Consider the following 21,300-nt stretch of genomic DNA (forward strand, 5'->3'; position numbering starts at 1 on the left):
TCAACTGCCCGCACGGAACTTGCGCAAGGGGCCTGCGTTGTCACGTCTGATGAAATACCGATACCTCCTTACCTCAACGGCAGCGATAGCATGTGTATCGGCGCCATTGGCGGCTGAGGACGAAGTGCGGGTAGATTCCGGAGCCGACAACAACGCTTCAATCGCGGCGCAGGAAGGGTCAGACGAAACCGAATCCGCCCGCACAAGACGCGTGTTCACGCCTGCAGATTTTGAACGCTTCGCGCCGCGCAACGCGCTCGACATGGCACAACAGATCCCCGGTTTTTCAATCCAGTCAGACGATGGTGGTCGCGGGCTTGGTCAGGCCAGCACCAATGTTATCATCAATGGGCAACGTATCTCGGGCAAATCAAACGGCCCTGTAGAAGCGTTGCGACGCATTCCGGTTGATGAGGTTGTCCGCCTCGAAATCGTTGACGGGGCCAGCCTCGAGATTGGCGGGCTTTCCGGTCAGGTCCTCAATGTCATCACAAATTCGACTGGCGGTGTGACCGGTCAATTCCGTTATTCCGCTGAATGGCGCAGTTTCGGCGTCCCCTTCCGTTGGGGAGATGGCCAGATCTCGCTCGCCGGTGGTGGCGAGAAAACCGAATGGACGCTCAGTTTTGAAAATGACGCCGGCCGGCGCGGAAATGAAGGCATCGAGCAGGTATTTAACGCCGCTGACATCCTGATCGACACACGGGACGAGCAATCAAAATTTGTTTTCGACAGGCCCAGTCTGTCTGGCTCCTTCGCCCGCACTGCCGAGAATGGCAATATTCTGAATTTGACGGGTAGCGTCGCGGCCAATCTGTTTGATCGAAGCGAGACATCAATCCGCACCGGGTCCATTTCACCGACGGATCGTTTTCGCCTGTTCACTTCGAAAGAAGACGAATTCAATTACGAATTTGGTGCCGATTACAGTTTTGACCTTGGCGGCGGCACTTTGAAAGTGATCGGTTATCGCCGGTTCGAAGACAGCCCGACAGCATCCGAAGTTACAACCACATTCGCGGATGGCACGCCGCCGGAAGGATCGCTGTTTATTCGCGATGCCGACGAAGCTGAAACGATCCTGCGCGGCGAATACAGTTTCGATGGATTGGGCGGCGATATCCAATTCGCGCTGGAAGGCGTGAAAAACTCGCTCGACATCGAATCCACACTGGAAGTGCGAGACGCAGCTGGTGTCTTGCAGCCCGAGGAATTCGACGGATCAAGTGCCAGCGTTGAAGAGGACCGCGCAGAGGGAAGCGTAACCTATGGCCGCGCGCTCGCCGAAAACCTTCAGATGCAGCTATCCGCTGGCGGCGAATATTCGACGATCAGCCAAAGCGGGCCGCTCGGTCAAACCCGTTCATTCTTCCGTCCCAAAGGCTTCGCCGCGCTTGATTGGAAAGCGAACGACACGCTCAATCTTTCGGGCCGCGTCGAACGGGTTGTTGGCCAACTTAATTTCTTTGACTTCATTGCATCGACTGACCTCAATCAAGACCGCGTGAATGTCACCAACGCCGATCTCGTCCCTCCGCAAAGCTGGCTTTTCGAGCTGGAGGCCACGCAAAGCCTTGGCGCTTTCGGCTCGATCAACCTGCGCGGTTTTTATGAGGATTTGAGCGATTTTGTAGACCAGATCCCGATTGATGGCGGCGGCGAGGCGCCCGGCAATATCGATGCAGCCACAATCAAAGGCGTCGAAGGGGAAGTCACATTCCTGTTCGATCCTGTTGGGGTGCGCGGGCTGAGAATAGATACTGAATTCAGGTTCGCAGATAGCGAAATCATAGATCCCCTCGTAGGCACGCCGCGGGACATCTCAGGGTTCCGCAACTTCTCGATTGACGTCGAAGCGCGCCAGGATTTCTTTGGATCGGACTGGGCGATTGGCGGTGCTTATCGCTATAGCGAAAACCGTCCGAATGTACGCCTTGGCGAAATTGCTTTGAGGGAGGAAACTCCGGGCTTCGCTCGCGTATTTGTAGAGCACAAAGATGTGCTCGGCATGACCGCGCGTTTTCGCGTTGGAAATCTGATCAACCAGAAAGACAATTTTGATCGCACAATTTTTACCGACCGGCTGAATGGCATCGTCGATCTGCGAGAAGAGCGCAGACGCGTCTTCGGCGTGATCTACTCCTTCGATATCGAGGGTTCGTTCTAGCGGTTGCGTAGCTTTCTTTGTCCGCCTAGTCGGTGGGGCAGAGGATGATTGATATGACCGACACCGCCCCCTCCCTTCCCCGTATGCGCTCGTGGCTTTTTGCGCCGGGTGATAGCGACAAGAAGATGGGAAAGGCGATTGCGAGTGAGGCAGACATTGCGCTGCTCGACCTCGAAGATTCTGTTACTCCCGAAAATAAAGCAGACGCGCGTCTGCGCGTGGCGACGGCGATTGCAGGCGCGCCGGATCGTTCGCGTGTCTGGGTTCGGGTCAACCCGCTTTCCGGCGATTGGACAGAAGCCGATCTGGACGCCGTCGTCGCGGCTGGTCCGGGCGGGATTTTCCTGCCCAAGGCCGAAGGCGGACACGATGTCGAACGCCTTGATGCGATGCTGTCTGCGCGCGAAGTTGCTGCCGGCTTAGATGATGGCGCGATCAGAATTGCCGCGTTGGTGACAGAAACCGCCGCCGCGATGTTCACCACCGGAACGTATGACAGCGCAATCGATGGCCAGCGGCGGCTAGTGGCGATGAGCTGGGGTGCGGAAGATTTGTCCAGCGAACTTGGCGCACGCGAACAGCGCGGCCCGGATGGCGAATACACCCATGTTTACGAGATGGCGCGCAGTCTGTGTTTGCTCGGCGCGGTGAAAGCAGGCGTCGCGCCGATAGAAACGGTCCAGCCAGAATTCCGTGATCTCGACAAACTCACCGCCCGTGCCCGCAGCGTCCGTGCGCAAGGCTTTCGCGGAATGTTGGCGATCCACCCGGCTCAGGTCGCCCCGATCAACGAAGCCTTCACGCCGAGCGCCGAGGAATTGGACCACGCCCGCGCGGTAATTCAGGCTTTTGCTGACAATCCCGGTGCTGGCACAGTTTCGATGGATGGAAATATGCTCGATCGCCCGCATTTGGTTCTTGCTCAGCGTCTGTTGGTTGAGGCGGGTGAACCCTAAAAGGTTATCTCATTTTCCTACACTAACCAATTTGGTTATCAACGTCGCGACTCATCCCAATTGGAGCGCGGCACATGGCTATTCTCGAATCCCTGATCGGCCCGATCACCTCAATCATCGACAAAATCATTCCCGACAAGGAAGCCCGCGCAAAAGCCAAGCTTGAGCTGATCAAGCTGGAAGGTACGCAGGACATGCGGATGATCGAGGCCCGCCTGCAAGCTATCGTCGCCGAGGCACAGTCAAATGACCCATGGACCAGCCGCGCCCGCCCCAGCTTTCTCTATGTGATGTACGCGATGATCCTGTGGGCACTCCCCATGGGCATCCTTGCCGCCTTCAATCCCGCCGCCGCAGGAGAAATTGCACGAGGTATGAACGCCTATCTCAATGGCTTGCCCGAACCGCTCTATGCACTGTTTGGCACAGGCTATCTCGGCTACACAGCGGCGCGTCAGTGGGGAAAGGTTAAGGGCGTGGATCGGTAGATTATTAGGAATCAGATTAGCAGTTTCGTAAGCGTATTGAGTTACTTTCTTGAGCAGAAAGCGCGTTATTCGACTATCCGGTTAGCCGCCTCGTTAACAGAAATACGAAAAGCATGATCCAGATTATCTACACAAGCATTGCGGCCGACGACCTCCCGCAAGGCGAAGTCTTTAACATCGTCTCGCATTCCGCGAGCAGGAATGCCGACCGTAACCTGACCGGATTCCTATGCTTTTCGAAGAATCGCTTTTTCCAGATTCTCGAAGGCGACCCGGGCACTGTTGATACCCTGATGGCGGTACTGAAAGACGATCCGCGCCACCATTCCGTAGAAATCCTCGACCGCAGCCCGATCAAGGATCGTGCGTTCCCCAAATGGTGGATGAAGCGGGTGCCCGCTGTCACGAACATCGCCGAACTTGAAGAGACCATTCCAAGTCTAAAAGACACATCGAGCAAGGCGACAAAAGCTTTACGCCAGTTTTTGACCGTCTGAGAGAAACTACCCCGGCGATGTAAAAGCGGGTTTCTAACTCTTCACGTTTTTCGCTTCACGGTCTAACCCGTGACGATGACCAACACAGTCTACGTCCTCAACGGCCCAAACCTGAACCTGCTCGGCCTGCGTGAGCCCGAGATTTACGGCTCGCAAACGCTCGATGATATTGCAAGCATGCTGGAAGATCGCGCTCGCGAGCTTGGCCTCACTATCGATATGCGCCAGACCAATCACGAAGGGATGCTGGTCGATTGGTTGCATGAAGCCCAAGCCGAAGGAGCGCGCGCTGTCTTGCTCAATGCAGCGGCCTACACCCACACCTCGATAGCGCTTCTTGACGCGATCAAGGCGATCAATACGCCTGTCGTCGAAGTGCATTTGTCCGATCCCAAAACACGCGAAGCCTTTCGGCACACCTCATTTGTGGGGATGGCCGCGGCCAAGACTGTCGAAGGGCATGGGGCGGATTCCTACCGCATCGCTCTCGAAGCCGTAGCGTCAGGCGACGTCTGAGAAACACTATTGAATCGACGAATTTCGCCAATTGCCACTTGCCAGCCGCAATTGGCGTGAATAGGCGAAGGTAAGGGTTACGGCCCAAAACTACACAAGGGGTATGCATGGCTACCAGTAAGCCGGCCGCCGGAAAAAAATCCGGCATGAATATTGATTCCGCTTTGGTTCGCGAACTTGCCGAACTGCTAAACGAGACGGGTCTCACCGAAATCGAAGTAGAGGACGATGATCGCAAGATCCGCGTTGCACGCGGCGGCGTGGTTGCCGCGCCTATGGCAGCGCCTGCGCCTGTCGCTCCAGCAGCGGCTCCTGCACCCGCAGCTGCGGCTCCCGCTCCGGAAGCTCCGGCCGCAGCGGACAATGCCGATGCGATGAAGTCACCGATGGTTGGAACAGTCTACCTCGCTCCCGAACCGGAAGCGCCAAACTTTGTGAAGGTTGGCGACAAGGTGAGCGAAGGCGACACGATCCTGATCGTCGAAGCGATGAAGGTGATGAACCCGATCACTGCCGACAAATCCGGCACGATCAAATCCATCCTGGTCGACAACGCGCAGCCGGTCGAATTTGACCAGCCGCTCGTGGTAATCGGCTGATCGGCGACACCATGAGCATTACCCGCATCCTGATTGCCAATCGCGGCGAAATCGCGCTGCGCATTCACCGTGCAGCCCACGAAATGGGGATCGAGACAGTTGCGGTGCACTCCACCGCAGACGCCGATGCCATGCATGTGCGCCTTGCCGATCACGCGGTCTGCATTGGCCCGCCATCGGCAACCGACAGCTATCTGAACCACGCGGCGATTATTTCCGCTGCCGAAGTCTCTGGCGCAGATGCGATCCACCCGGGCTATGGCTTTCTTTCCGAAAACGCGAAGTTCGCGGAAATCGTGGAAGCGCATGATCTGAAATGGATCGGGCCAAAGCCTGAGCATATCGTCACGATGGGCGATAAAGTTCAGGCAAAGAAGACTGCGGGCGACCTTGGTCTGCCGCTGGTTCCCGGTTCGGCTGGCGCGGTTTCCGACCCCGAAGAAGGGAAGAAAATCGCCGCCGAAATCGGCTATCCGGTGATCATCAAAGCTGCGAGCGGCGGCGGTGGGCGCGGGATGAAGGTCTGCGAAAGCGAAGACAAGCTCGCCAGCCTGATGCAGGCCGCCGGTAACGAGGCGAAATCAGCATTTGGCGATGCGACCGTTTATATCGAAAAATATCTCGGCAATCCGCGCCACATCGAATTTCAGGTGTTCGGCGACGGCAAAGGTAATGCGATCCATCTGGGTGAGCGCGATTGCTCGCTGCAACGTCGCCACCAGAAAGTTCTGGAAGAGGCCCCCTCCCCCGTCATCAGCCATGATGAACGGATGCGGATGGGCGAAGTCTGCTCCAAAGCGATGCGCGATATGGCCTATCGGGGCGCGGGCACGATTGAGTTTCTGTGGGAAAACGGTGAGTTCTACTTCATCGAAATGAACACCCGTCTTCAGGTTGAGCACCCTGTGACCGAAGCAATCACCGGCGTCGATCTGGTGCGCGAGCAAATCCGCGTTGCCGCTGGCAAACCGCTTTCGGTAAAGCAGGAAGAGCTTGAGTTTAATGGCCATGCCATCGAATGCCGCATCAACGCGGAAGACCCGTTCAACTTCACCCCTTCACCGGGCAAGGTGACGTATTACCACCCGGCTGGCGGCATGCATGTACGGGTCGATAGCGGGCTGTATGCAGGCTATTCAATCCCGCCATATTACGACAGCATGATCGCCAAACTGATCGTCTATGGGCGCAACCGCGAAGGATGCATCATGCGTCTGCGCCGCGCGCTCGAAGAGATGGTCGTCGAAGGTGTCAAAACGAACATCCCTCTGCATCAGGAATTGCTCCAGCAGAATGATGTGCTCCACGGCGACTATACGATCAAATGGCTTGAAGAGTGGCTGGAGACACGCGAGGGGTGAGCGCACGCAGAGCGTAAGTGCGCGGGACAATTTGCATAAGCCATTTTGAAATCACGAGATCGGTAGTACGCTGCTGTAATGGCAGATAATAATCGTCGGTATCAATCTCTCACCGGTCTGAGCAGCCTTTGGTGGCCAGCGGTGGTCATGGGCCTATTCACTTTGCTGGCGGTAGTGATGACCGCGATTGCCCCCTTTACTGTCGTTCTCGTCCTCCTTCTGACGGTTCCGCTCATTTTCGTGCGAGCTGGAGCCGCTGGGCGGACTACCATCGTCGCGGGATTTACCTTTCTCGCCGCGATCTTTTTCGGCATCCCGATGGTATCAAAGCTCATCGTGTATTCTGATCTCGGTAAATATGATCGCCCGTCGGTAACATTGGCCGAAAAGATAGAATGGAACGGCGACTTGCTGATCGCGACTGGCCCGCGCCAATTGGAGAGATTTTTGCTCGACGATGGCTTGGCGCCATCTGGCGTAACGCTGGATATGTTGCTTATCTATGGACAGACCAGTTCGGTTACGCTCGCGGAATACGAGCCAACCGATTTCGAGGCATTGAGCGCGGACATTGACGCTCGACATTACGGTGCAAAAACAACGTTTAGCGTTTCGCCTTCATCGGCTTGCCAAGATTTACTGCGGCGATACCGAGAGGGGTTCAATGGCCGAACAACTGCCAATCAAATTGCTCTGAAAGAATGGCGCTCGTGGCGCGCGGAACTGACGCAAAATTGCGTGATTCAGCAGGCAACTCCTACGGATTTTGCTTGGAAGATGCGTTTTGGCGGGTGGCGAAATGAAGCTGCCGCCGACATTGGCGATGCGCCGATCAACATATTCGGCTTCAGCCATGGTCCCGGCTATCGATCTTACAGACCATATCGGCCCGGCGTCTGGGTCAAATACGCAGAGATCGTCGGACCAGACGGATCCATAAAATTTCGAGCGTTTGGTCAGAATGCTTATGCACTGGCGGCACCACTGCAGCTAAATTCCAGTCATAATCTGACCGACGTTTCCTTTGCCCACACCCGCTTTTACCGCGGCTCCGGCATCAGCGAAGCCGAGTACAAGTTGTTGCCAGAAAGCCTGCGACGCGAACTCAGATCACTATTTTGGCATCGCTGAACAGCGTAAAATGCCTTCAGCGTCGTTACGACAAACCGCGCGGTTCGATTGCCTGGAAACTGCTCTAAAAGCAGGCTATTCGATCAATCGAATGTCATGCCCGCAGCCTCTGCTTCGGCAATGATCTCTGCGCTGGTCTTCATCGGGCTTTCTTGAACCAGATCGTACCAATCCGGTTTTTCATCGATGAAAATTTGATGCTTGATCGGAAGGCCTTTCGGCAGATCAAACAGTCCGGCCAGAAAGGTGCGGCCTCCGGTCGGCTTTAAATGGTACCAAAGGTTGCTGCCGCATTTCGAGCAAAAGGCTCGTTCGGCCCACTCGCTTGATTGGTACACCGAAACGGCCTCTTCCCCTTCAACAGTGAAGCCATCGCTTTCTATACCTGCGTACATTGATCCACCCCAGCGGGCGCACATTTCGCAGTGGCAGACGTCGATTTCCTTGTGAGCGCCCGTCAGGGTCAGCTTCACAGCACCGCACAGGCAGTACCCTTTGATAGGTTCATCGATGCGTTCGGCGTCGCTCATCGGAAGACTTTAAAGCGGGACACCCGGGACCTGTTTGGAGGTCCGGATCGTGAGGGATGTTTTCACGCTTTCGACATTAGGAGCCGGAGTCAGCTTGCCCGTCAGAAATTCCTGAAAACTCTGAAGGTCCTGGCTCACAATCTTGAGAATAAAATCGATCTCGCCATTGAGCATGTGGCACTCGCGAACCTCGGCAAGCGTCGCCATGTGATCTTCAAATTCGCGAAGGGCGCTTTCGGCCTGGCTTTTCAAGCTGACCATGGCGAAAACCGTGATCGCAAAGCCCAGCTTCGAAGGGTCCAGATCGGCGTGATAGCCGCGAATCACGCCGTCTTCCTCAAGCCCGCGAACGCGGCGAAGACACGGCGGTGCGGTCAGTCCGACACGCTGGGCCAATTCAACATTGGTCACGCGCCCTTCGGCCTGCAATTCAGATAGTAGGCGCTTGTCGATCTCGTCCAGATTGGCCATCGGCTGCAAACTCTCCGTTGCGTGCGCTGCCAGCATTGTGAAGGCAGCTAATGTAAGACTTCTCTCGCGAAACAACATGCACGCATCAATACGCGCATGGATAATATTATTAGGTTTGCCAGCAATTGTCCCGCTTTGCAACGCAGTGTGACTGTGCACCTGTAACATATGCGGCATGGTGTAATGGTCTAATCTGGATTCGGTGCGCCCGAAGCATTGCGTGCGGGTCCTGCCATAGGGAGCTTTGATGTTTTTTGATGACCGCCTTGCCACTGTGCTGCGCCAACGCGCCACGAGCGAGGCGGGCGCGCGCACGCAATTCAGGCAATTGCTCGACATCCTGGGCAATCGAAAGTTCGCACCGCAGGATGAACGCTCTGGAAGCCTGATCGCAGCTGCGTGGTTGCGGATGGATGCACTGGCCGAGGAATTGCCGCCGGCAGACCGCGCAGCAATGATACGTGAAACCGGCTGGCGCTTTCGCAGCCCCGATCTTGCCGCGCATCTCGCGGATCATGAACCAGAGGTCGCCTCCGCCGCCTTGAACCGTGCGCATTTATCAGCCGAAGATTGGGAGGCATTGATACCGCGTCTGCCAGTGCGAGCGCGCGGTTTCTTACGGCTAAGGCGTGATCTGCCTGTCGATACCGAAGCTTTGCTTGAGCGGCTGGGCGTGCATGATCGCGGATTGCCTTCGCCTCATGCTCGCCAAGAAGCACCTGAAGAACGGATACCTGCTGCGCCAGTCGAAGCGGCAGCTGAGCGGGAACAGTTCGAAGCGGAACCAGAAGCAACAAGCGATCAAATCGATCCCGTTGCCGAACTGCAAGACCCTTTCGATCCTGCTGACAGCGGCCGGAGCGAGATTTCTGCGCTGGTTGAGCGCATTGCCCAGTTCCGCAAGACACGCGATGTCGCGCCTAGCGATGTCGAGCGCTCGCCAAAACTCCCGCTAGGCCTAGAAGAGCGCACGGGGGCGGGCGACCGCCGGATCAGCGCCTTCGGCTTTTCTGCAGATGCGAATGGCAGGATCGATTGGGCCGAAACAGAAGCAGCTGCGATGGTAACGGGTGTGCGCCTGACCCGCCCTTCTGTTCTGGGCGGGCGCGACAACGAAAACGAAGTCGAGCGGGCATTCCACCGGCGTCTTCCAATCTCCCATTGCGAGTTCAGCTTGCGAGGAGCACCCGCAATCGAGGGTGACTGGATCGTCGATGCGCAGCCAAGCTTTACCGACGATGGAAGTTTTTCGGGCTATCTTGGGCGGTTCCGGCGACCTGCCAATGATGATCCGAACGCTCCCACGGCCGAAGCACGCGAAGCGGACCGGATTCGCCAATTGCTGCATGAGCTTCGTACTCCCGTTACCGCGGTCCAAGGCTATGCCGAGGTGATCCAACAGCAATTGTTTGGCCCCGCCCCGCACGATTACCGTGCCCTCGCCGCAGCAATCGCCGCTGACGCCGCGCGTATTCTATCGGGTTTTGAAGAGCTGGACCGGCTGGCGAAGCTGGAAACCGGGGCGATGACTATGGAGCCGGGCGAGGCAGACCTTTCTGCAATCGCCCATGCGACCAGCAATCAACTCGCTCAGGTGCTTGGCACCCGTATGGCAGGGATCGAGTTTGGCAAAGAGCCGGAAGGCCCCGTCTTCGTTGCGCTCGACAGCGAAGACGCAGAGGCACTTTTGTGGCGATTGATGGCAACGCTCGGCGGGAATTGCGCGTCGGGAGAGAATTTGGTTGCCTCCCTAGAAGCCGGTTTCACCGAAGCGCGCCTTACCTGCGATCTGCCGGCCCAACTTATGTCTGAGGAGGACGTGTTCGCCGCAGAGGCCAAGCCCGTTGGCGACACCATCAATGCTGGTCTGTTCGGCGCGGGGTTCTCCTTACGGCTGGCCCGCGCAGAAGCACGGGCAGCGGGCGGCGCGCTTTCGATCAAGGATGATACGGTGACACTCACCCTGCCGCTCTTGACCGCCCGACAGGCCCTGCCTAGCCAAACAGAGCGCGGGGAGCGGGACAACGTAGCCTGATCGGATCGCGCACTCAGATCAACGCGCTGTGCCCTGGCATGGCGATCAACGCCGGAAGCGTCTGACATGGCCCAAGGCTCTATGCTGACCCCTCCATTACCGAACGCTACCGCTGAGTTCGCGAGCGATTTCGGACAGCGCGTCTTGTTGACTGTCGATACAGAAGAAGAGTTTGATTGGAACGCACCATTCCGCCGCGATGGCTATGGTTTGGAGCATGTCGAAAAGCTCACACGGTTCCAGAGCTTTTGCGAAGAAATCGGGGCTCACCCAGTCTACCTTGTCGATTGGCCGATTACACAGAACAGCCGCGCGGTAGAGATTATCGGTGATGCGGTTCGAAGGGGAACTGCAGAGGTCGGCGTTCAGCTGCACCCATGGGTCAATCCTCCGTTTGACGAGGACGTCACGACGCGCAATTCCTTCGCCGGAAACCTTCCAACCGATTTGGAAGCCGCCAAATTCACGGGACTGCGGGATGCTATCGAATCCGCATTCGGCATCGCCCCGATTGTCTACCGCGCAGGCCGATACGGGCTCGGGCACGAAACTGCCGACCTTTTGAAGACATCCGGCATTTCGATCGATACTTCCGTGCGGTCTTTGTTCGATTACAGCGTGCAAGGCGGCCCGGATTACACCCACCATCCGCTCGTGCCCTATTGGGTCGATGAAGAGCGCACCTTGCTCGAATTGCCGGTGACGAGCGTCTATTGGGGCGTGCTGCGCCAGCTGGGAAAGCAGATACACCGTGCCCAGCGCCACGTACCGACGCTCTTTTCAGCATTTTCGCGGCTTAACCTGCTCGAACGTATTGCGCTGACACCGGAAGGGGTCACCGCTGAAGAAGCCCTTCGGGGAATCGACATTGCCCTCGACGATGGCCTGCCGCTTTTGGTGTTGAGTTTTCACAGCCCATCGCTCGCGGCGGGACACACGCCCTATTGCAACAGCGATGAAGATGTCGAACGCCTCTATGACTGGTTTCGGCAGGTTTACGCCTATCTGGCCCAAAGAGGTGTCGCCAGCGCCACTCTGAATGACGTTATTTCCTCAGTTAATCGCTAAAAATTCAAAAGAAGCGCGCTTCATGCTTGTATCCATCGAAAGGTGGCTGTAGGGGCCATCCTCGTTCGCGCAGCCGATACCCTATGGGCCTGTAGCTCAGTGGTTAGAGCTGGCCGCTCATAACGGCTAGGTCGCGGGTTCGAATCCTGCCGGGCCCACCAACCTTTACGGGCGGCGGACGAAGAGATGAATGTCGGGGAGTGGCGCAGCCAGGTAGCGCACCTGTTTTGGGTACAGGGGGTCGGAGGTTCGAATCCTCTCTCCCCGACCATCTCTTGAAATACAGCCGAAACTGCCGCTTATCTGCACAAAGCAAAGCGGCGATGTGAGGCCAAACCCATGATAACAATTCCCGGATTCCCTGACGCAGCTCCGATGGCGGGGCTCGCCGGAGGCATCCTGATTGGCATTGCAGCGGCGGTGATGCTGATCGGCGTCGGACGAATCGCCGGCGTTTCGGGAATTGCCGCAAGAGCATTTGGGCTCAGCGAAAGCTCCCTGCCGCGTTTCTCGGCATGGTCATTCCTGATAGGATTACCGCTCGGCGCATTTATCGTTTCGGCGCTCTCCGGCGATCCAGCGCCCGACTTCGCATCTCCAATCTATCTCGTGCTCGCAGGGCTAATCGTGGGCATCGGAACAAAGCTTGGCAGCGGCTGCACCAGTGGGCATGGCGTGTGCGGGATGAGCCGGTTTTCCCAACGCTCTATCGTCGCCACCATAACCTTCATGATCACCGGCTTTGCGACCGTAGCCATCATGAACGCTATCGGATTGGAGGTGCTGCCATGATTGGCCGTACACTGATCCCGATAGTTTCCGGCGCTGTATTCGGGGCCGGTCTCACAATCGGCGGAATGACTGATCCGGCAAGAGTGCGCGGATTTCTGGATATATTCGGAGATTGGGACCCGACGCTCGCATTTGTGATGGGCGGCGCGGTGATAACGATGGTTATCGCATGGCAAGCTCAAAGCCGTTTGGCCAAGCCCGTCTTCGCAGAGAATTTTGCCCTGCCAGATAGCAGCGATCTGACGCCGCGATTGATCGGTGGAGCGGCGCTGTTCGGGATCGGCTGGGCAATCGCCGGGCTCTGCCCCGGCCCCGGTCTGGCCGCACTGGCCATCGAACCAATGTCAGCAGCGATCTTTGTAGTCTCTATGTTGCTGGGAATGGCAGCAGTTCGGGCGTTTGAGCGCGCTTAAACGAAAGCTAGCTACTCGGCCGGCTGTGCCAGCCCCATATCGGCTTCGTTTTCCTGATCCCGGGCTTTCGCCGCTTTCGCCTCTGCACGGTCACGGCGGTGCAGCAGGAAGAACGTAAGCGCGGCCCCAACCAAAGGCAGATAGAAGTGCATCAATCGCCATGTGCTCATAGCAGGTACCAGCACACCCATCACTACAAACGGGGCAAATAGGAGCAGGAACGCCGCTTCCGCGCCTCCAGCGCCTCCGGGGGTGGGAACGATCGAACTGATCGTCTGGACAAGCCACTGCAAGAGCCAGAACAAAGCCGGCTGCCATTCAACGCCAAAGGCTGCCAGAACGAGGCCAGCAATCGAAAAACGAACCGCCCATTGCAATGCAGTCAGGCCCAAATTGATCAGAGCCAGTCCCTTGCCCTGACGGAACACGCTGGCCCAATCGCTCGCAATCTGGATGATGTGGATTTTTGCCCGGCGCAGAATTCGGAAAGACCAATCGCGCACGGTCGCTCCAAACGCTCCGGTTGCAATCAGTGTAAGCCCAGCCGCAATTGCCAGAACCACTCCGCCAACTATCCATAGAGCGGATTCAATCGTACCATTGAGCCGGGTAACAATTTCAGGATCAGATCCGACAACCCCCAACATCGCATATCCCGTGACGCCAAGGCATAGTGCGACCATTGAAAGCGTCATGAACGTATCTTCGGCAGCTTGAAAAGATATGAGGGTAATTGAGCGCCGTGAATCGACCCCTTCACCAAGCAAGAACAGAACCTTGATCGGCATTGCCCCGGTCGAAGATGGAGTGATCGAATTGGTCACCATCGTGCCGGTTATGACTTTCAACGCCTTCATGAACCCAAAATCAAGGTTCAGAAAACGCGCCCAGATAGCAAGCCGGATCGAGTTGGAGATCATCGGGACGAACACTAAAAGCGTGACAAGTCCAAGCAGGCCGGGTGCCACCAGCTTCTCGCTGAGATCAATACCGCCAAGCGCATAGATCAGCACCGCGACATTGCCGAGCGCAACCAGCGGCAGGATCGACAGTGCAATTGTCAGCGTACGGCGCGGCATATTGCGCCAATGGCTGACCATTGGATTCTCGTCAGAAACCGAGTTGTCGGGCGGAATATCCTGGCTCACGAGAAGCTCAATACCCGTTTCAGAGGTTCGGCAAAGGCCTTCTCACGGCGTGCGTCGCGTGCGTTCAACGCCTCGACGTATTCAACATTCATCAATTGCTCGAAAGTCTGCTGCCAGCGGTTGTGCGAATTGGCGAGCTCCACAGAGCGGCGGCGCATCGCAGAATAATCACCGCGCCACACTTTCGTGACATTGTTTGCCATTGCGATGAAATCGTCGACCGGTCCGAGCAAACCTGTTCCGTCTGGAACACGTTCGGGCATCGCTCCGCTTGCGACGCCGACCACGGGCAGTCCCGAAGCCTGCGCCTCGAGCACAGAGATGCCGAATGTCTCGTCCGCCATCCCGCTGACATAGATGTCGCAAGAAGCGAGCGCAGTCGCGAGGTCTTTGCGGTTGGTCACATAGCCTGGAAACGCAATCGGAAGTCCCTGAGACTGTTCGATCAGGCTTTCGCGCAGCTTGCCTTCGCCCAGAAGCACCATCCCCGCACCGAGCTCCGGTGGCAGGTTCTTGAACATATCGACCAGCGTGTAAGCGCGCTTTTCGTTATCGAGCCGTCCCGCATAGATCAGCAGTGGGCCGTCGCCTTCAGGCAGACCGACTTTGGTCCGGTAATTCGGATCGCGATGTTCGGTCGAAAATTGATCGATGTTTACACCCAGGCCCAACACGCCGGTGTTCTTCTGGCCAACTTTGTTGATCATACTCTCCGCTTCGCGGTTGAGCGCATAGACGCGGTCAAACCGGTTATACGTCATCCAAGCGTAGAAATAGCCGAGGTTCTTGAAGAATGTCGCCGGGTAGTGCCCGGACAAATCCTTCATCACGCGATAAATCTGAGAATTAGGAAAATCGGTTCTGTAGCCCGCAACAAGCGCGGTATCGGGGAAGCGCCAGCGGTGGCGGATCGCCAACCACGGAAGCACCCACGGGCACTGGCTTTCGATGATGTTCGGCTGGTATTCGCGCAAAAGCTCGAACACTTTGTCGTTGCGATTAATCCAGCGATAGTTCGGGCTGCCCCAAACTTGCGGCGCGCCGACTTCGGCAAAGATGGTCCGGCCTTCGACGGTAATCTTATCTTCGGCGCCCGGCACGATTTGCAGCAAGCGGTGCTCGGAATGCTCAAGGAAGTACTTGCGCTTCTCTTTGAGATAGGTCGAAATGCCGCCACCGCCGCTCGCAGACCAGCTTTGTGTCAGGTCACAAACCAGGGTGTTTTCAGGCAAAGCGGTGCTGTTACCGGAAGCGTTTGCCGGAGTAATTGCGGGACGGTTCGGCGTCATAAGCTACGTCCATCTGCTTTCTGCGAGTGCTTTAGAGACCACAGCACCTACGCTGCAAGGGGGGCGGTTGCTATTCATGCAACCGAATGCTCGCCTAGATAGGGGGCATTTGCGACACTTAAAGTCCCCTAATTGGGTCCCATTGTGAGCCCTCGCATGAACGCCAGCTTACTCTTTGCCTATTGTTCCATCGTCGCAGGCGCACTCGGATTCACACCGCCAGTAAGGATCGGACGGGGCTCATTTGCAAGGATGCCGACGACCTGCGTCCAGACCGCAACATTCTGGCGAAGCTGACTTTTATCGATTTTATCGAGCGTATCGTCCGGCGTGTGATGCAGATCGAAATAGCGTGTTCCGTCCTGCTGCAAATCGATGATCGCGCCTTTTTGATCGCGAACGATATTAAGGTCTGCCCCGCCGCTTGCACGGATCGTCGAATTTGCGACGCCGTATCGCGCAATAGACTTGGCAATTTTGATGTGGAGATCGGCGTTGGTCTCGCGGAAATTGCTTTCAAAACGCCAGATACGGTCTGCGCCGAAGTCACTTTCCAGACCGACCGCGATAGGTTCATTGATATGGGCTTCGCTGTAGGCCCGGCTGCCCCAGAGCCCGACTTCTTCAGCGCCTGCGAACAATACACGCACCGTCCGCAATGGTTGGCCAGGCTTGCTTACATTCAAAGCCGCCGCTGCGATGATGCCGCAGCCTGCGCCATCGTCAAACGCACCCGGTGCGTTCCACCAGCTATCGATGTGGCAAGCCAGAAGGACAGGCGGGAGAGCGGGATTGCTGCCCACGATCTCACCAACGACATTTCCGCTCATAGTCATGCCAAGGCGGCGCGGGTTGAGTTCCAAGTTCATCATCACAGGCGTATCGCCAGCGCGCTCAAAAATCCGTTCAAGGTTTTGTGCATCCGGAACGCTCATCGCGGCGGCCGGGATGGGATCGACGCCCTCCGGGAAGCGCGTGACGCCGGTATGGGGATTGCGATGCTCGTCGGTGCCAATCGATTTGATCACGATAGCCGCAGCGCCCTTCGATGCCGCAATACCCGGGCCGGCGAACCGGGCGCCGCCATAATAGCCATAATGCGAACCATCCATCGACACCCGCATTTCGTGGCTGATGTAAACGATCTTGCCATCGAGACTGCCCTCAGGCGCGGCGATCAGATCATCGAGAGTGGGAAAGAATACAAGCTCCGCCTCAAGCCCGCCTACCGGCGTTGCCGCGCTGTTGCCGAGCGGTTGGACAACAAGGTTCTGGACATATGGCGCAACCAGATTTGCACGGTGGATGTCACCGGGGACCCAAGTGTCCATTTCAAACGGCTCGTTCGCGACATTGGCAAAGCCGTTTGCCTTGAGCCAATCCATCGCCCAATTGCGAGCCCGGGCCTCTGCCTCTGTACCCGCTTGCCGGGGCCCTACTTCGGTTGTGATCCCTTCAACGAAATCCCAAGCAATCTCGTCATTCTCCAAAGCCGCATCAGCAACGGTGTCGAGGCCGATCGAAGCATCGGATTGAGCCAATGCAGGTGTGATGGAAAGCGAAAGTGCGCCAAGCGCGATTAGGGTCTTTTTCATGGACGCAATCGCTAATACGGCGACTGCGCGGTGTCCAGCGGACTATCCGTTCGATGCTGCGCGCTTCAGCGCAACCAGCTCGGCATTTTGATCCAGTGTTGCATCTTCTTGGGCCCGAGGCTCAGCTCTTTGGGCCTTAGGCTCATCACCGTTGCCCTGTGTCGCATGATCTTGAACCAGACGCTCTGCATTCTCGACACGGTTCCGACCGCTCGATTTCGCTAGGTAAAGCGACTCATCCGCCCGCGCGAACAGGCTTTCGTAATTCTCACCCTCGCGGGCTGTTGCCACGCCAAAGCTGGCAGTCAGGCGAATATCATCATTCAGGCCGGGATGTTTGAGATGAGCAAACGCTTGCCTGATCCGCTCAGCCAACCGTTCCGCAGGCAGGTTTTCGCAGTTCCAGACCGCGATACAGAATTCTTCGCCGCCGACCCGGCCAGGAACATCACAGCCGCGAACCATATCATTGATGATACGACCAAAGCCGGTGATCGCGAGATCACCTGCCTGATGCCCCCATATATCGTTGACCTGTTTGAAGTGATCGATGTCTGCAACGACCAGGCTGAGCGGGCGCCCTTCGGACTGCGCGCGCGGCAGCATAGTGAGCATGGATTGTTCAAACGAAGCACGGTTGTGCAGATTGGTCAGCGGATCCATCTTACTGTCTTCGCGAAGAGCAGAGGTCAATTCAAAGATAGTCGCGCCAAGCAGGATCATCGCCCCCATGATCGATTTGACGCCAAGCACCAGTCCGATCAGCGAATAATAGAGCGATTGCTGATACTCGCCAGCAGGAATTGTCGTTTCAAACATCACCGTCAGCGATGGGCGGATAAAGAAATCGGCGCCTGAAAAGGCAACCAAAAAGAGAATTGCGTAATCGCTGATATGGCGGCGCTGCGCGCTCAACAGCGTTGTCAGGCCAACCATATACATCGCGCCATAACCGATATTGACGAGAACGAGCGCCGGGCTCGCATTGTCGGTAAAGTTAAGCGCGAGCCCCAACACCAACGCGGTGATGCCATAAATAACCGCGATGGTCGGCAGATGCAGACGTTGCCCTACACGTTCGCACAGTGACCCCAGAAAGAACGTCACGCCGATTGTGTAAAAGAGCTGCGTTGTATGGAACGTGTAAAATGCATCGCCAGGAAGGAAATGGGTTACCAGAAATCCGGTCGCAAATGCGACATAGCCAAGCGCAAATCCGAGCACATGGCGCTTCATCTTGCCAAGCTTCCAGAACACCGCAAATGTCGCCGCAAACAGCAGCGCCATCATCGGCGTCAGTAGTCCAAGAATTTGCGTTTGCATCGACCCGTTCGGCTCCCTTGCTTGCGGGTTAAACCGATAAGGTTAACGCCGTCTTTAGGCGAAGCACGTGGAATGCATTTTTTTCAAGTGTCTTTTACAAATAATTGTCTCCGCGAACCCACCTTGCCCCGGCGCGCGCATGCCCCTATCTCACGCGGCAAGAATCCAATCAGATATTATCCGTACAAAGGACCCGCCCGATGGCCGCGCAATACGCCTATGTCATGAAGAACATGACCAAGACTTTCCCCGGTGCCCCAAAACCGGTGCTTTCGAACATCAACCTTCAATTTTACCAAGGCGCAAAGATCGGTATCGTTGGCCCTAACGGCGCGGGTAAATCGACCCTGATCAAGATCATGGCCGGCATCGATACCGACATTACTGGTGAAGCATGGCCGGGTGAAAACATCACCGTCGGTTACCTGCCGCAGGAACCGCAGCTTGATGAAAGCAAAACCGTCATCGAAAACGTGCGCGAAGGCGCTGGTGAAACCGCCGAAATGGTCGAACGCTTCAACGCGATTTCTGCCGAAATGGGCGATCCGGGCGATGACACCGATTTTGACGCGCTGATGGAAGAGATGGGCGTGCTCCAGGAGAAGATCGACGCAGTCGACGGTTGGACGCTCGACAACCAGCTTGAGATCGCGATGGAGGCGCTGCGCTGCCCGCCTTCCGATGCGCCTGTTACCAACCTTTCCGGCGGTGAGAAACGCCGTGTCGCCCTCACCCGCCTGCTGATCCAAAAGCCCTCAATCCTGCTGCTGGACGAGCCGACCAACCACCTCGACGCGGAATCGGTTGAGTGGCTGGAAAACCACCTGAAAGAATATGCTGGCGCCGTGCTGATGATCACGCACGATCGCTACTTCCTTGACAATGTGGTGGAATGGATCCTCGAGCTCGATCGCGGTTCCTACTATCCGTATGAGGGCAATTACTCGACTTATCTTGAGAAGAAAGCCAAGCGTCTGGCGCAGGAAAGCCGCGAGGAATCCGGGCGCCAGAAAGCGCTGTCGCGCGAGCTCGAATGGATCAAGCAAACGCCAGCTGCGCGCCAAACCAAGTCAAAGGCCCGCGTGCGCAAGTTTGAACAGCTTCAGGACGCGCAAGGCGACCGTAAGCCAGGCAAAGCGCAGATCGTTATTCAGGTGCCAGAGCGCCTCGGCGGTAAAGTGATCGAGGCCAAGGGCATCTCGAAAGCTTACGGCGACAAGCTGCTATTTGAAGACCTCTCCTTCATGCTGCCCCCCGGTGGCATTGTCGGCGTGATCGGGCCGAACGGCGCGGGTAAATCCACCCTGTTCCGCATGATCACAGGTCAGGAAACACCCGACAGCGGCACCATCGAAATCGGTGACACCGTGCATCTGGGCTATGTCGATCAGTCCCGCGATGACCTCGACCCGAAGAAAAACGTCTGGGAGGAAATCTCCGACGGGCTCGATTACATGCAGGTCAACGGCCACGACACATCGACCCGCGCCTATGTCGGCGCGTTCAACTTCAAAGGCGGAGACCAGCAGAAAGTTGTCGGCAAACTGTCCGGCGGTGAGCGTAACCGCGTCCACATGGCCAAAATGCTGAAACAAGGCGGCAACGTGCTTCTGCTCGATGAGCCGACCAACGATCTCGACGTGGAAACACTCGGCGCGCTGGAAGAAGCCATCGAAAACTTCGCAGGCTGCGCCGTGGTTATCTCGCACGACCGCTTCTTCCTAGATCGCCTTGCAACGCATATTCTCGCGTTCGAAGGCAACTCACACGTCGAATGGTTCGAGGGTAACTTTGAGGCTTACGAGGAAGACAAACGCCGCCGTCTTGGCGATGCGGCTGATCGGCCTACGAGGTTGGCGTATAAGAAACTGACTCGGTAAGCCGTGAGCTTTATCGAGCAATCTGAAAAACGCGGTGGGCTTGCTCGCCGCGTTTTTCTGTTTCTGGGGCTCGGCTTTCTAACGTTCTTGGTCGCAGGATTTTTCTGGGCCACCGCCACACCGGGAACATCTTGGGAAGAAGCCGTAGGCGATCCCGAGGATACAGAGCTTCCAGCACGTCTAGAAACGCATGTCCTACAGCTCGCCAACTCACCGCGCAGTTTGGCAAGCACAACAAGCATAATGCGCGCACAGGAATATATCGAATTCGAGCTTGCCTCGCTTGGGTATACAGTCGAGCGGCAGGGGGTTGTCCCGCCAGCAAACAACCTGATTGTGAAGGTTGAAGCGGTCGAACCAAACGTAAAAACGCTCGTGATCGGAGCTCACTATGACACCGTACCCGGGTCTCCGGGAGCGGATGACAATGCAAGCGGTGTTGCTGCTCTGCTCGAACTGGCGCGACTGTTAAAATCCAGCAAGGGAATGGCAAAAACGAATATCGAAATCGTGTTCTACGCCAACGAAGAACCACCGTACTTTAAGACCGCAGCCATGGGCAGCTATGTTCACGCGCAATCGATTGAAAATCGCGAAAGTATTGAGGGTATGATGTCCTTAGAGACGATGGGCTATTTCTCGGACGAACCGGATAGCCAGAATTATCCGTTTCCGCTCTCACTACGATATCCGAGTACCGGAAATTTCATTGCCTTTGCGGGTGACACCTCCTCGCGCGAATTTCTGAGGCAAATGGTGGGAGAATTCCGCGACCATGCCAAAATTCCGTCAGTGGGCGGAACCGTTCCTTCGGTCGTGCAAGGCATCGATTGGTCAGACCACTGGGCTTACTCAGAAGCGGGGATTCCCGCATTCATGGTGACCGACACTGCGATCTTCAGAAACCCGCATTACCACCGCGAAAGCGATGTGCCCGAGACGCTCGACTATGATCGTTTGGCACTGGTTGTTGAAGGCCTTGGGAAGGTTTTGGTTTTGAAATAACAATCTGTTTTCAATTTGAGTTTTTACAAACTGTGA

At 56.6% G+C, this 21,300-nt stretch carries 20 protein-coding genes and 2 tRNA genes; 16 read left to right on the plus strand and 6 right to left on the minus strand.

The annotated features are described in order from the left end of the window. Positions 1-49 precede the first annotated feature (49 nt). The 8 genes from MWU39_RS08695 to MWU39_RS08730 all read left to right on the plus strand — a co-directional run bounded on the left by MWU39_RS08695 (position 50) and on the right by MWU39_RS08730 (position 7,715). The gene (locus tag MWU39_RS08695; RefSeq protein WP_247159599.1) at positions 50-2,167 is read left to right on the plus strand and encodes a TonB-dependent receptor plug domain-containing protein; all 2,118 of its coding nucleotides are present in this window, start codon (positions 50-52) and stop codon (positions 2,165-2,167) included. Positions 2,168-2,220: 53 nt separating this feature from the next. Then, a complete protein-coding gene (locus MWU39_RS08700; protein WP_247159600.1) occupies positions 2,221-3,123 on the plus strand; it encodes a CoA ester lyase in 903 nt (300 codons plus the stop codon). A gap of 74 nt (positions 3,124-3,197) precedes the next feature. After that, positions 3,198-3,611, plus strand: coding sequence for a holin family protein (locus tag MWU39_RS08705; RefSeq protein WP_247159601.1), 414 nt, complete (start codon positions 3,198-3,200; stop codon positions 3,609-3,611). A 113-nt stretch (positions 3,612-3,724) separates the two neighbouring features. Then, positions 3,725-4,108: a BLUF domain-containing protein gene (locus tag MWU39_RS08710; protein ID WP_247159602.1), complete on the plus strand. Its 384-nt coding sequence runs from the start codon at positions 3,725-3,727 to the stop codon at positions 4,106-4,108. A 75-nt stretch (positions 4,109-4,183) separates the two neighbouring features. Next, on the plus strand, positions 4,184-4,624 hold the full coding sequence (locus MWU39_RS08715; RefSeq protein ID WP_247159603.1) for a type II 3-dehydroquinate dehydratase: 441 nt from the start codon (positions 4,184-4,186) through the stop codon (positions 4,622-4,624). Between the two features lie 146 nt (positions 4,625-4,770). Beyond that, positions 4,771-5,223, plus strand: a complete 453-nt coding sequence (accB, locus tag MWU39_RS08720; protein ID WP_247159604.1) for an acetyl-CoA carboxylase biotin carboxyl carrier protein — start codon at positions 4,771-4,773, stop codon at positions 5,221-5,223. 11 nt (positions 5,224-5,234) lie between these two features. Then, positions 5,235-6,584 (plus strand): acetyl-CoA carboxylase biotin carboxylase subunit, encoded by a 1,350-nt coding sequence (gene accC / locus MWU39_RS08725; RefSeq protein WP_247159605.1) that lies wholly within the window; start codon positions 5,235-5,237, stop codon positions 6,582-6,584. Positions 6,585-6,662: 78 nt separating this feature from the next. Then, entirely contained in the window at positions 6,663-7,715 is a 1,053-nt protein-coding gene (locus tag MWU39_RS08730; RefSeq protein ID WP_247159606.1) for a hypothetical protein, read from the plus strand. 83 nt (positions 7,716-7,798) lie between these two features. On the opposite strand, the gene MWU39_RS08735 is transcribed toward MWU39_RS08730, so the two are convergent. Further along, positions 7,799-8,245 carry a GFA family protein gene (locus MWU39_RS08735; RefSeq protein WP_247159607.1) on the minus strand — a complete coding sequence of 149 codons (447 nt, stop codon included), beginning with the start codon at positions 8,243-8,245 and terminating at the stop codon, positions 7,799-7,801. A gap of 9 nt (positions 8,246-8,254) precedes the next feature. Next, positions 8,255-8,716, minus strand: coding sequence for an Lrp/AsnC family transcriptional regulator (locus MWU39_RS08740; protein ID WP_247160349.1), 462 nt, complete (start codon positions 8,714-8,716; stop codon positions 8,255-8,257). A 247-nt stretch (positions 8,717-8,963) separates the two neighbouring features. Here MWU39_RS08740 and MWU39_RS08745 point away from each other — a divergent pair, with 247 nt between their 5' ends. The 6 genes from MWU39_RS08745 to MWU39_RS08770 all read left to right on the plus strand — a co-directional run bounded on the left by MWU39_RS08745 (position 8,964) and on the right by MWU39_RS08770 (position 13,024). Then, on the plus strand, positions 8,964-10,751 hold the full coding sequence (locus MWU39_RS08745) for a histidine kinase dimerization/phospho-acceptor domain-containing protein (protein WP_247159608.1): 1,788 nt from the start codon (positions 8,964-8,966) through the stop codon (positions 10,749-10,751). 66 nt (positions 10,752-10,817) lie between these two features. Beyond that, positions 10,818-11,819 carry a polysaccharide deacetylase family protein gene (locus MWU39_RS08750; protein WP_247159609.1) on the plus strand — a complete coding sequence of 334 codons (1,002 nt, stop codon included), beginning with the start codon at positions 10,818-10,820 and terminating at the stop codon, positions 11,817-11,819. A gap of 85 nt (positions 11,820-11,904) precedes the next feature. Then, positions 11,905-11,980, plus strand: a tRNA-Ile gene (locus MWU39_RS08755). Positions 11,981-12,013: 33 nt separating this feature from the next. Next, a tRNA-Pro gene (locus MWU39_RS08760) sits at positions 12,014-12,090 on the plus strand. A gap of 71 nt (positions 12,091-12,161) precedes the next feature. Further along, positions 12,162-12,611 (plus strand): YeeE/YedE thiosulfate transporter family protein, encoded by a 450-nt coding sequence (locus MWU39_RS08765; RefSeq protein WP_247160350.1) that lies wholly within the window; start codon positions 12,162-12,164, stop codon positions 12,609-12,611. Further along, complete coding sequence (locus MWU39_RS08770; RefSeq protein ID WP_247159610.1) at positions 12,608-13,024, plus strand: DUF6691 family protein; 417 nt, start codon at positions 12,608-12,610, stop codon at positions 13,022-13,024. The genes MWU39_RS08765 and MWU39_RS08770 overlap by 4 nt, the downstream gene beginning before the upstream one ends. Before the next feature lie 11 nt (positions 13,025-13,035). On the opposite strand, the gene MWU39_RS08775 is transcribed toward MWU39_RS08770, so the two are convergent. The 4 genes from MWU39_RS08775 to MWU39_RS08790 form a co-directional block, all read right to left on the minus strand. Then, on the minus strand, positions 13,036-14,172 hold the full coding sequence (locus MWU39_RS08775; protein WP_247159611.1) for a lysylphosphatidylglycerol synthase domain-containing protein: 1,137 nt from the start codon (positions 14,170-14,172) through the stop codon (positions 13,036-13,038). After that, a complete protein-coding gene (locus MWU39_RS08780) occupies positions 14,169-15,461 on the minus strand; it encodes a glycosyltransferase (protein WP_247159612.1) in 1,293 nt (430 codons plus the stop codon). The genes MWU39_RS08775 and MWU39_RS08780 overlap by 4 nt, the downstream gene beginning before the upstream one ends. Before the next feature lie 179 nt (positions 15,462-15,640). Next, positions 15,641-17,056, minus strand: coding sequence for a M28 family peptidase (locus tag MWU39_RS08785; protein ID WP_247159613.1), 1,416 nt, complete (start codon positions 17,054-17,056; stop codon positions 15,641-15,643). Between the two features lie 42 nt (positions 17,057-17,098). After that, positions 17,099-18,379, minus strand: coding sequence for a diguanylate cyclase (locus tag MWU39_RS08790; protein ID WP_247159614.1), 1,281 nt, complete (start codon positions 18,377-18,379; stop codon positions 17,099-17,101). A gap of 200 nt (positions 18,380-18,579) precedes the next feature. On the opposite strand from MWU39_RS08790, the gene ettA reads away from it, so the two are divergent. Then, on the plus strand, positions 18,580-20,259 hold the full coding sequence (gene ettA, locus MWU39_RS08795; protein WP_247159615.1) for an energy-dependent translational throttle protein EttA: 1,680 nt from the start codon (positions 18,580-18,582) through the stop codon (positions 20,257-20,259). 3 nt (positions 20,260-20,262) lie between these two features. Next, complete coding sequence (locus MWU39_RS08800) at positions 20,263-21,264, plus strand: M20/M25/M40 family metallo-hydrolase (protein WP_247159616.1); 1,002 nt, start codon at positions 20,263-20,265, stop codon at positions 21,262-21,264. Positions 21,265-21,300: the final 36 nt, after the last annotated feature.

The sequence above is a fragment of the Erythrobacter sp. F6033 genome (assembly GCF_023016005.1).
In the GTDB taxonomy this organism is placed as follows: Bacteria; Pseudomonadota; Alphaproteobacteria; order Sphingomonadales; family Sphingomonadaceae; genus Erythrobacter.

Excerpts from the sequence above, each read along its gene's own strand:
- MWU39_RS08695 (WP_247159599.1), top strand. The coding sequence starts at position 50 with ATGAAATACCGATACCTCCTTACCTCAACGGCAGCGATAGCATGTGTA.
- MWU39_RS08700 (WP_247159600.1), top strand. The coding sequence starts at position 2,221 with ATGACCGACACCGCCCCCTCCCTTCCCCGTATGCGCTCGTGGCTTTTT.
- MWU39_RS08705 (WP_247159601.1), top strand. The coding sequence starts at position 3,198 with ATGGCTATTCTCGAATCCCTGATCGGCCCGATCACCTCAATCATCGAC.
- MWU39_RS08710 (WP_247159602.1), top strand. The coding sequence starts at position 3,725 with ATGATCCAGATTATCTACACAAGCATTGCGGCCGACGACCTCCCGCAA.
- MWU39_RS08715 (WP_247159603.1), top strand. The coding sequence starts at position 4,184 with ATGACCAACACAGTCTACGTCCTCAACGGCCCAAACCTGAACCTGCTC.
- accB (WP_247159604.1), top strand. The coding sequence starts at position 4,771 with ATGAATATTGATTCCGCTTTGGTTCGCGAACTTGCCGAACTGCTAAAC.
- accC (WP_247159605.1), top strand. The coding sequence starts at position 5,235 with ATGAGCATTACCCGCATCCTGATTGCCAATCGCGGCGAAATCGCGCTG.
- MWU39_RS08730 (WP_247159606.1), top strand. The coding sequence starts at position 6,663 with ATGGCAGATAATAATCGTCGGTATCAATCTCTCACCGGTCTGAGCAGC.
- MWU39_RS08735 (WP_247159607.1), bottom strand. The coding sequence starts at position 8,245 with ATGAGCGACGCCGAACGCATCGATGAACCTATCAAAGGGTACTGCCTG.
- MWU39_RS08740 (WP_247160349.1), bottom strand. The coding sequence starts at position 8,716 with ATGGCCAATCTGGACGAGATCGACAAGCGCCTACTATCTGAATTGCAG.
- MWU39_RS08745 (WP_247159608.1), top strand. The coding sequence starts at position 8,964 with ATGTTTTTTGATGACCGCCTTGCCACTGTGCTGCGCCAACGCGCCACG.
- MWU39_RS08750 (WP_247159609.1), top strand. The coding sequence starts at position 10,818 with ATGGCCCAAGGCTCTATGCTGACCCCTCCATTACCGAACGCTACCGCT.
- MWU39_RS08770 (WP_247159610.1), top strand. The coding sequence starts at position 12,608 with ATGATTGGCCGTACACTGATCCCGATAGTTTCCGGCGCTGTATTCGGG.
- MWU39_RS08780 (WP_247159612.1), bottom strand. The coding sequence starts at position 15,461 with ATGACGCCGAACCGTCCCGCAATTACTCCGGCAAACGCTTCCGGTAAC.
- MWU39_RS08785 (WP_247159613.1), bottom strand. The coding sequence starts at position 17,056 with ATGAAAAAGACCCTAATCGCGCTTGGCGCACTTTCGCTTTCCATCACA.
- MWU39_RS08790 (WP_247159614.1), bottom strand. The coding sequence starts at position 18,379 with ATGCAAACGCAAATTCTTGGACTACTGACGCCGATGATGGCGCTGCTG.
- ettA (WP_247159615.1), top strand. The coding sequence starts at position 18,580 with ATGGCCGCGCAATACGCCTATGTCATGAAGAACATGACCAAGACTTTC.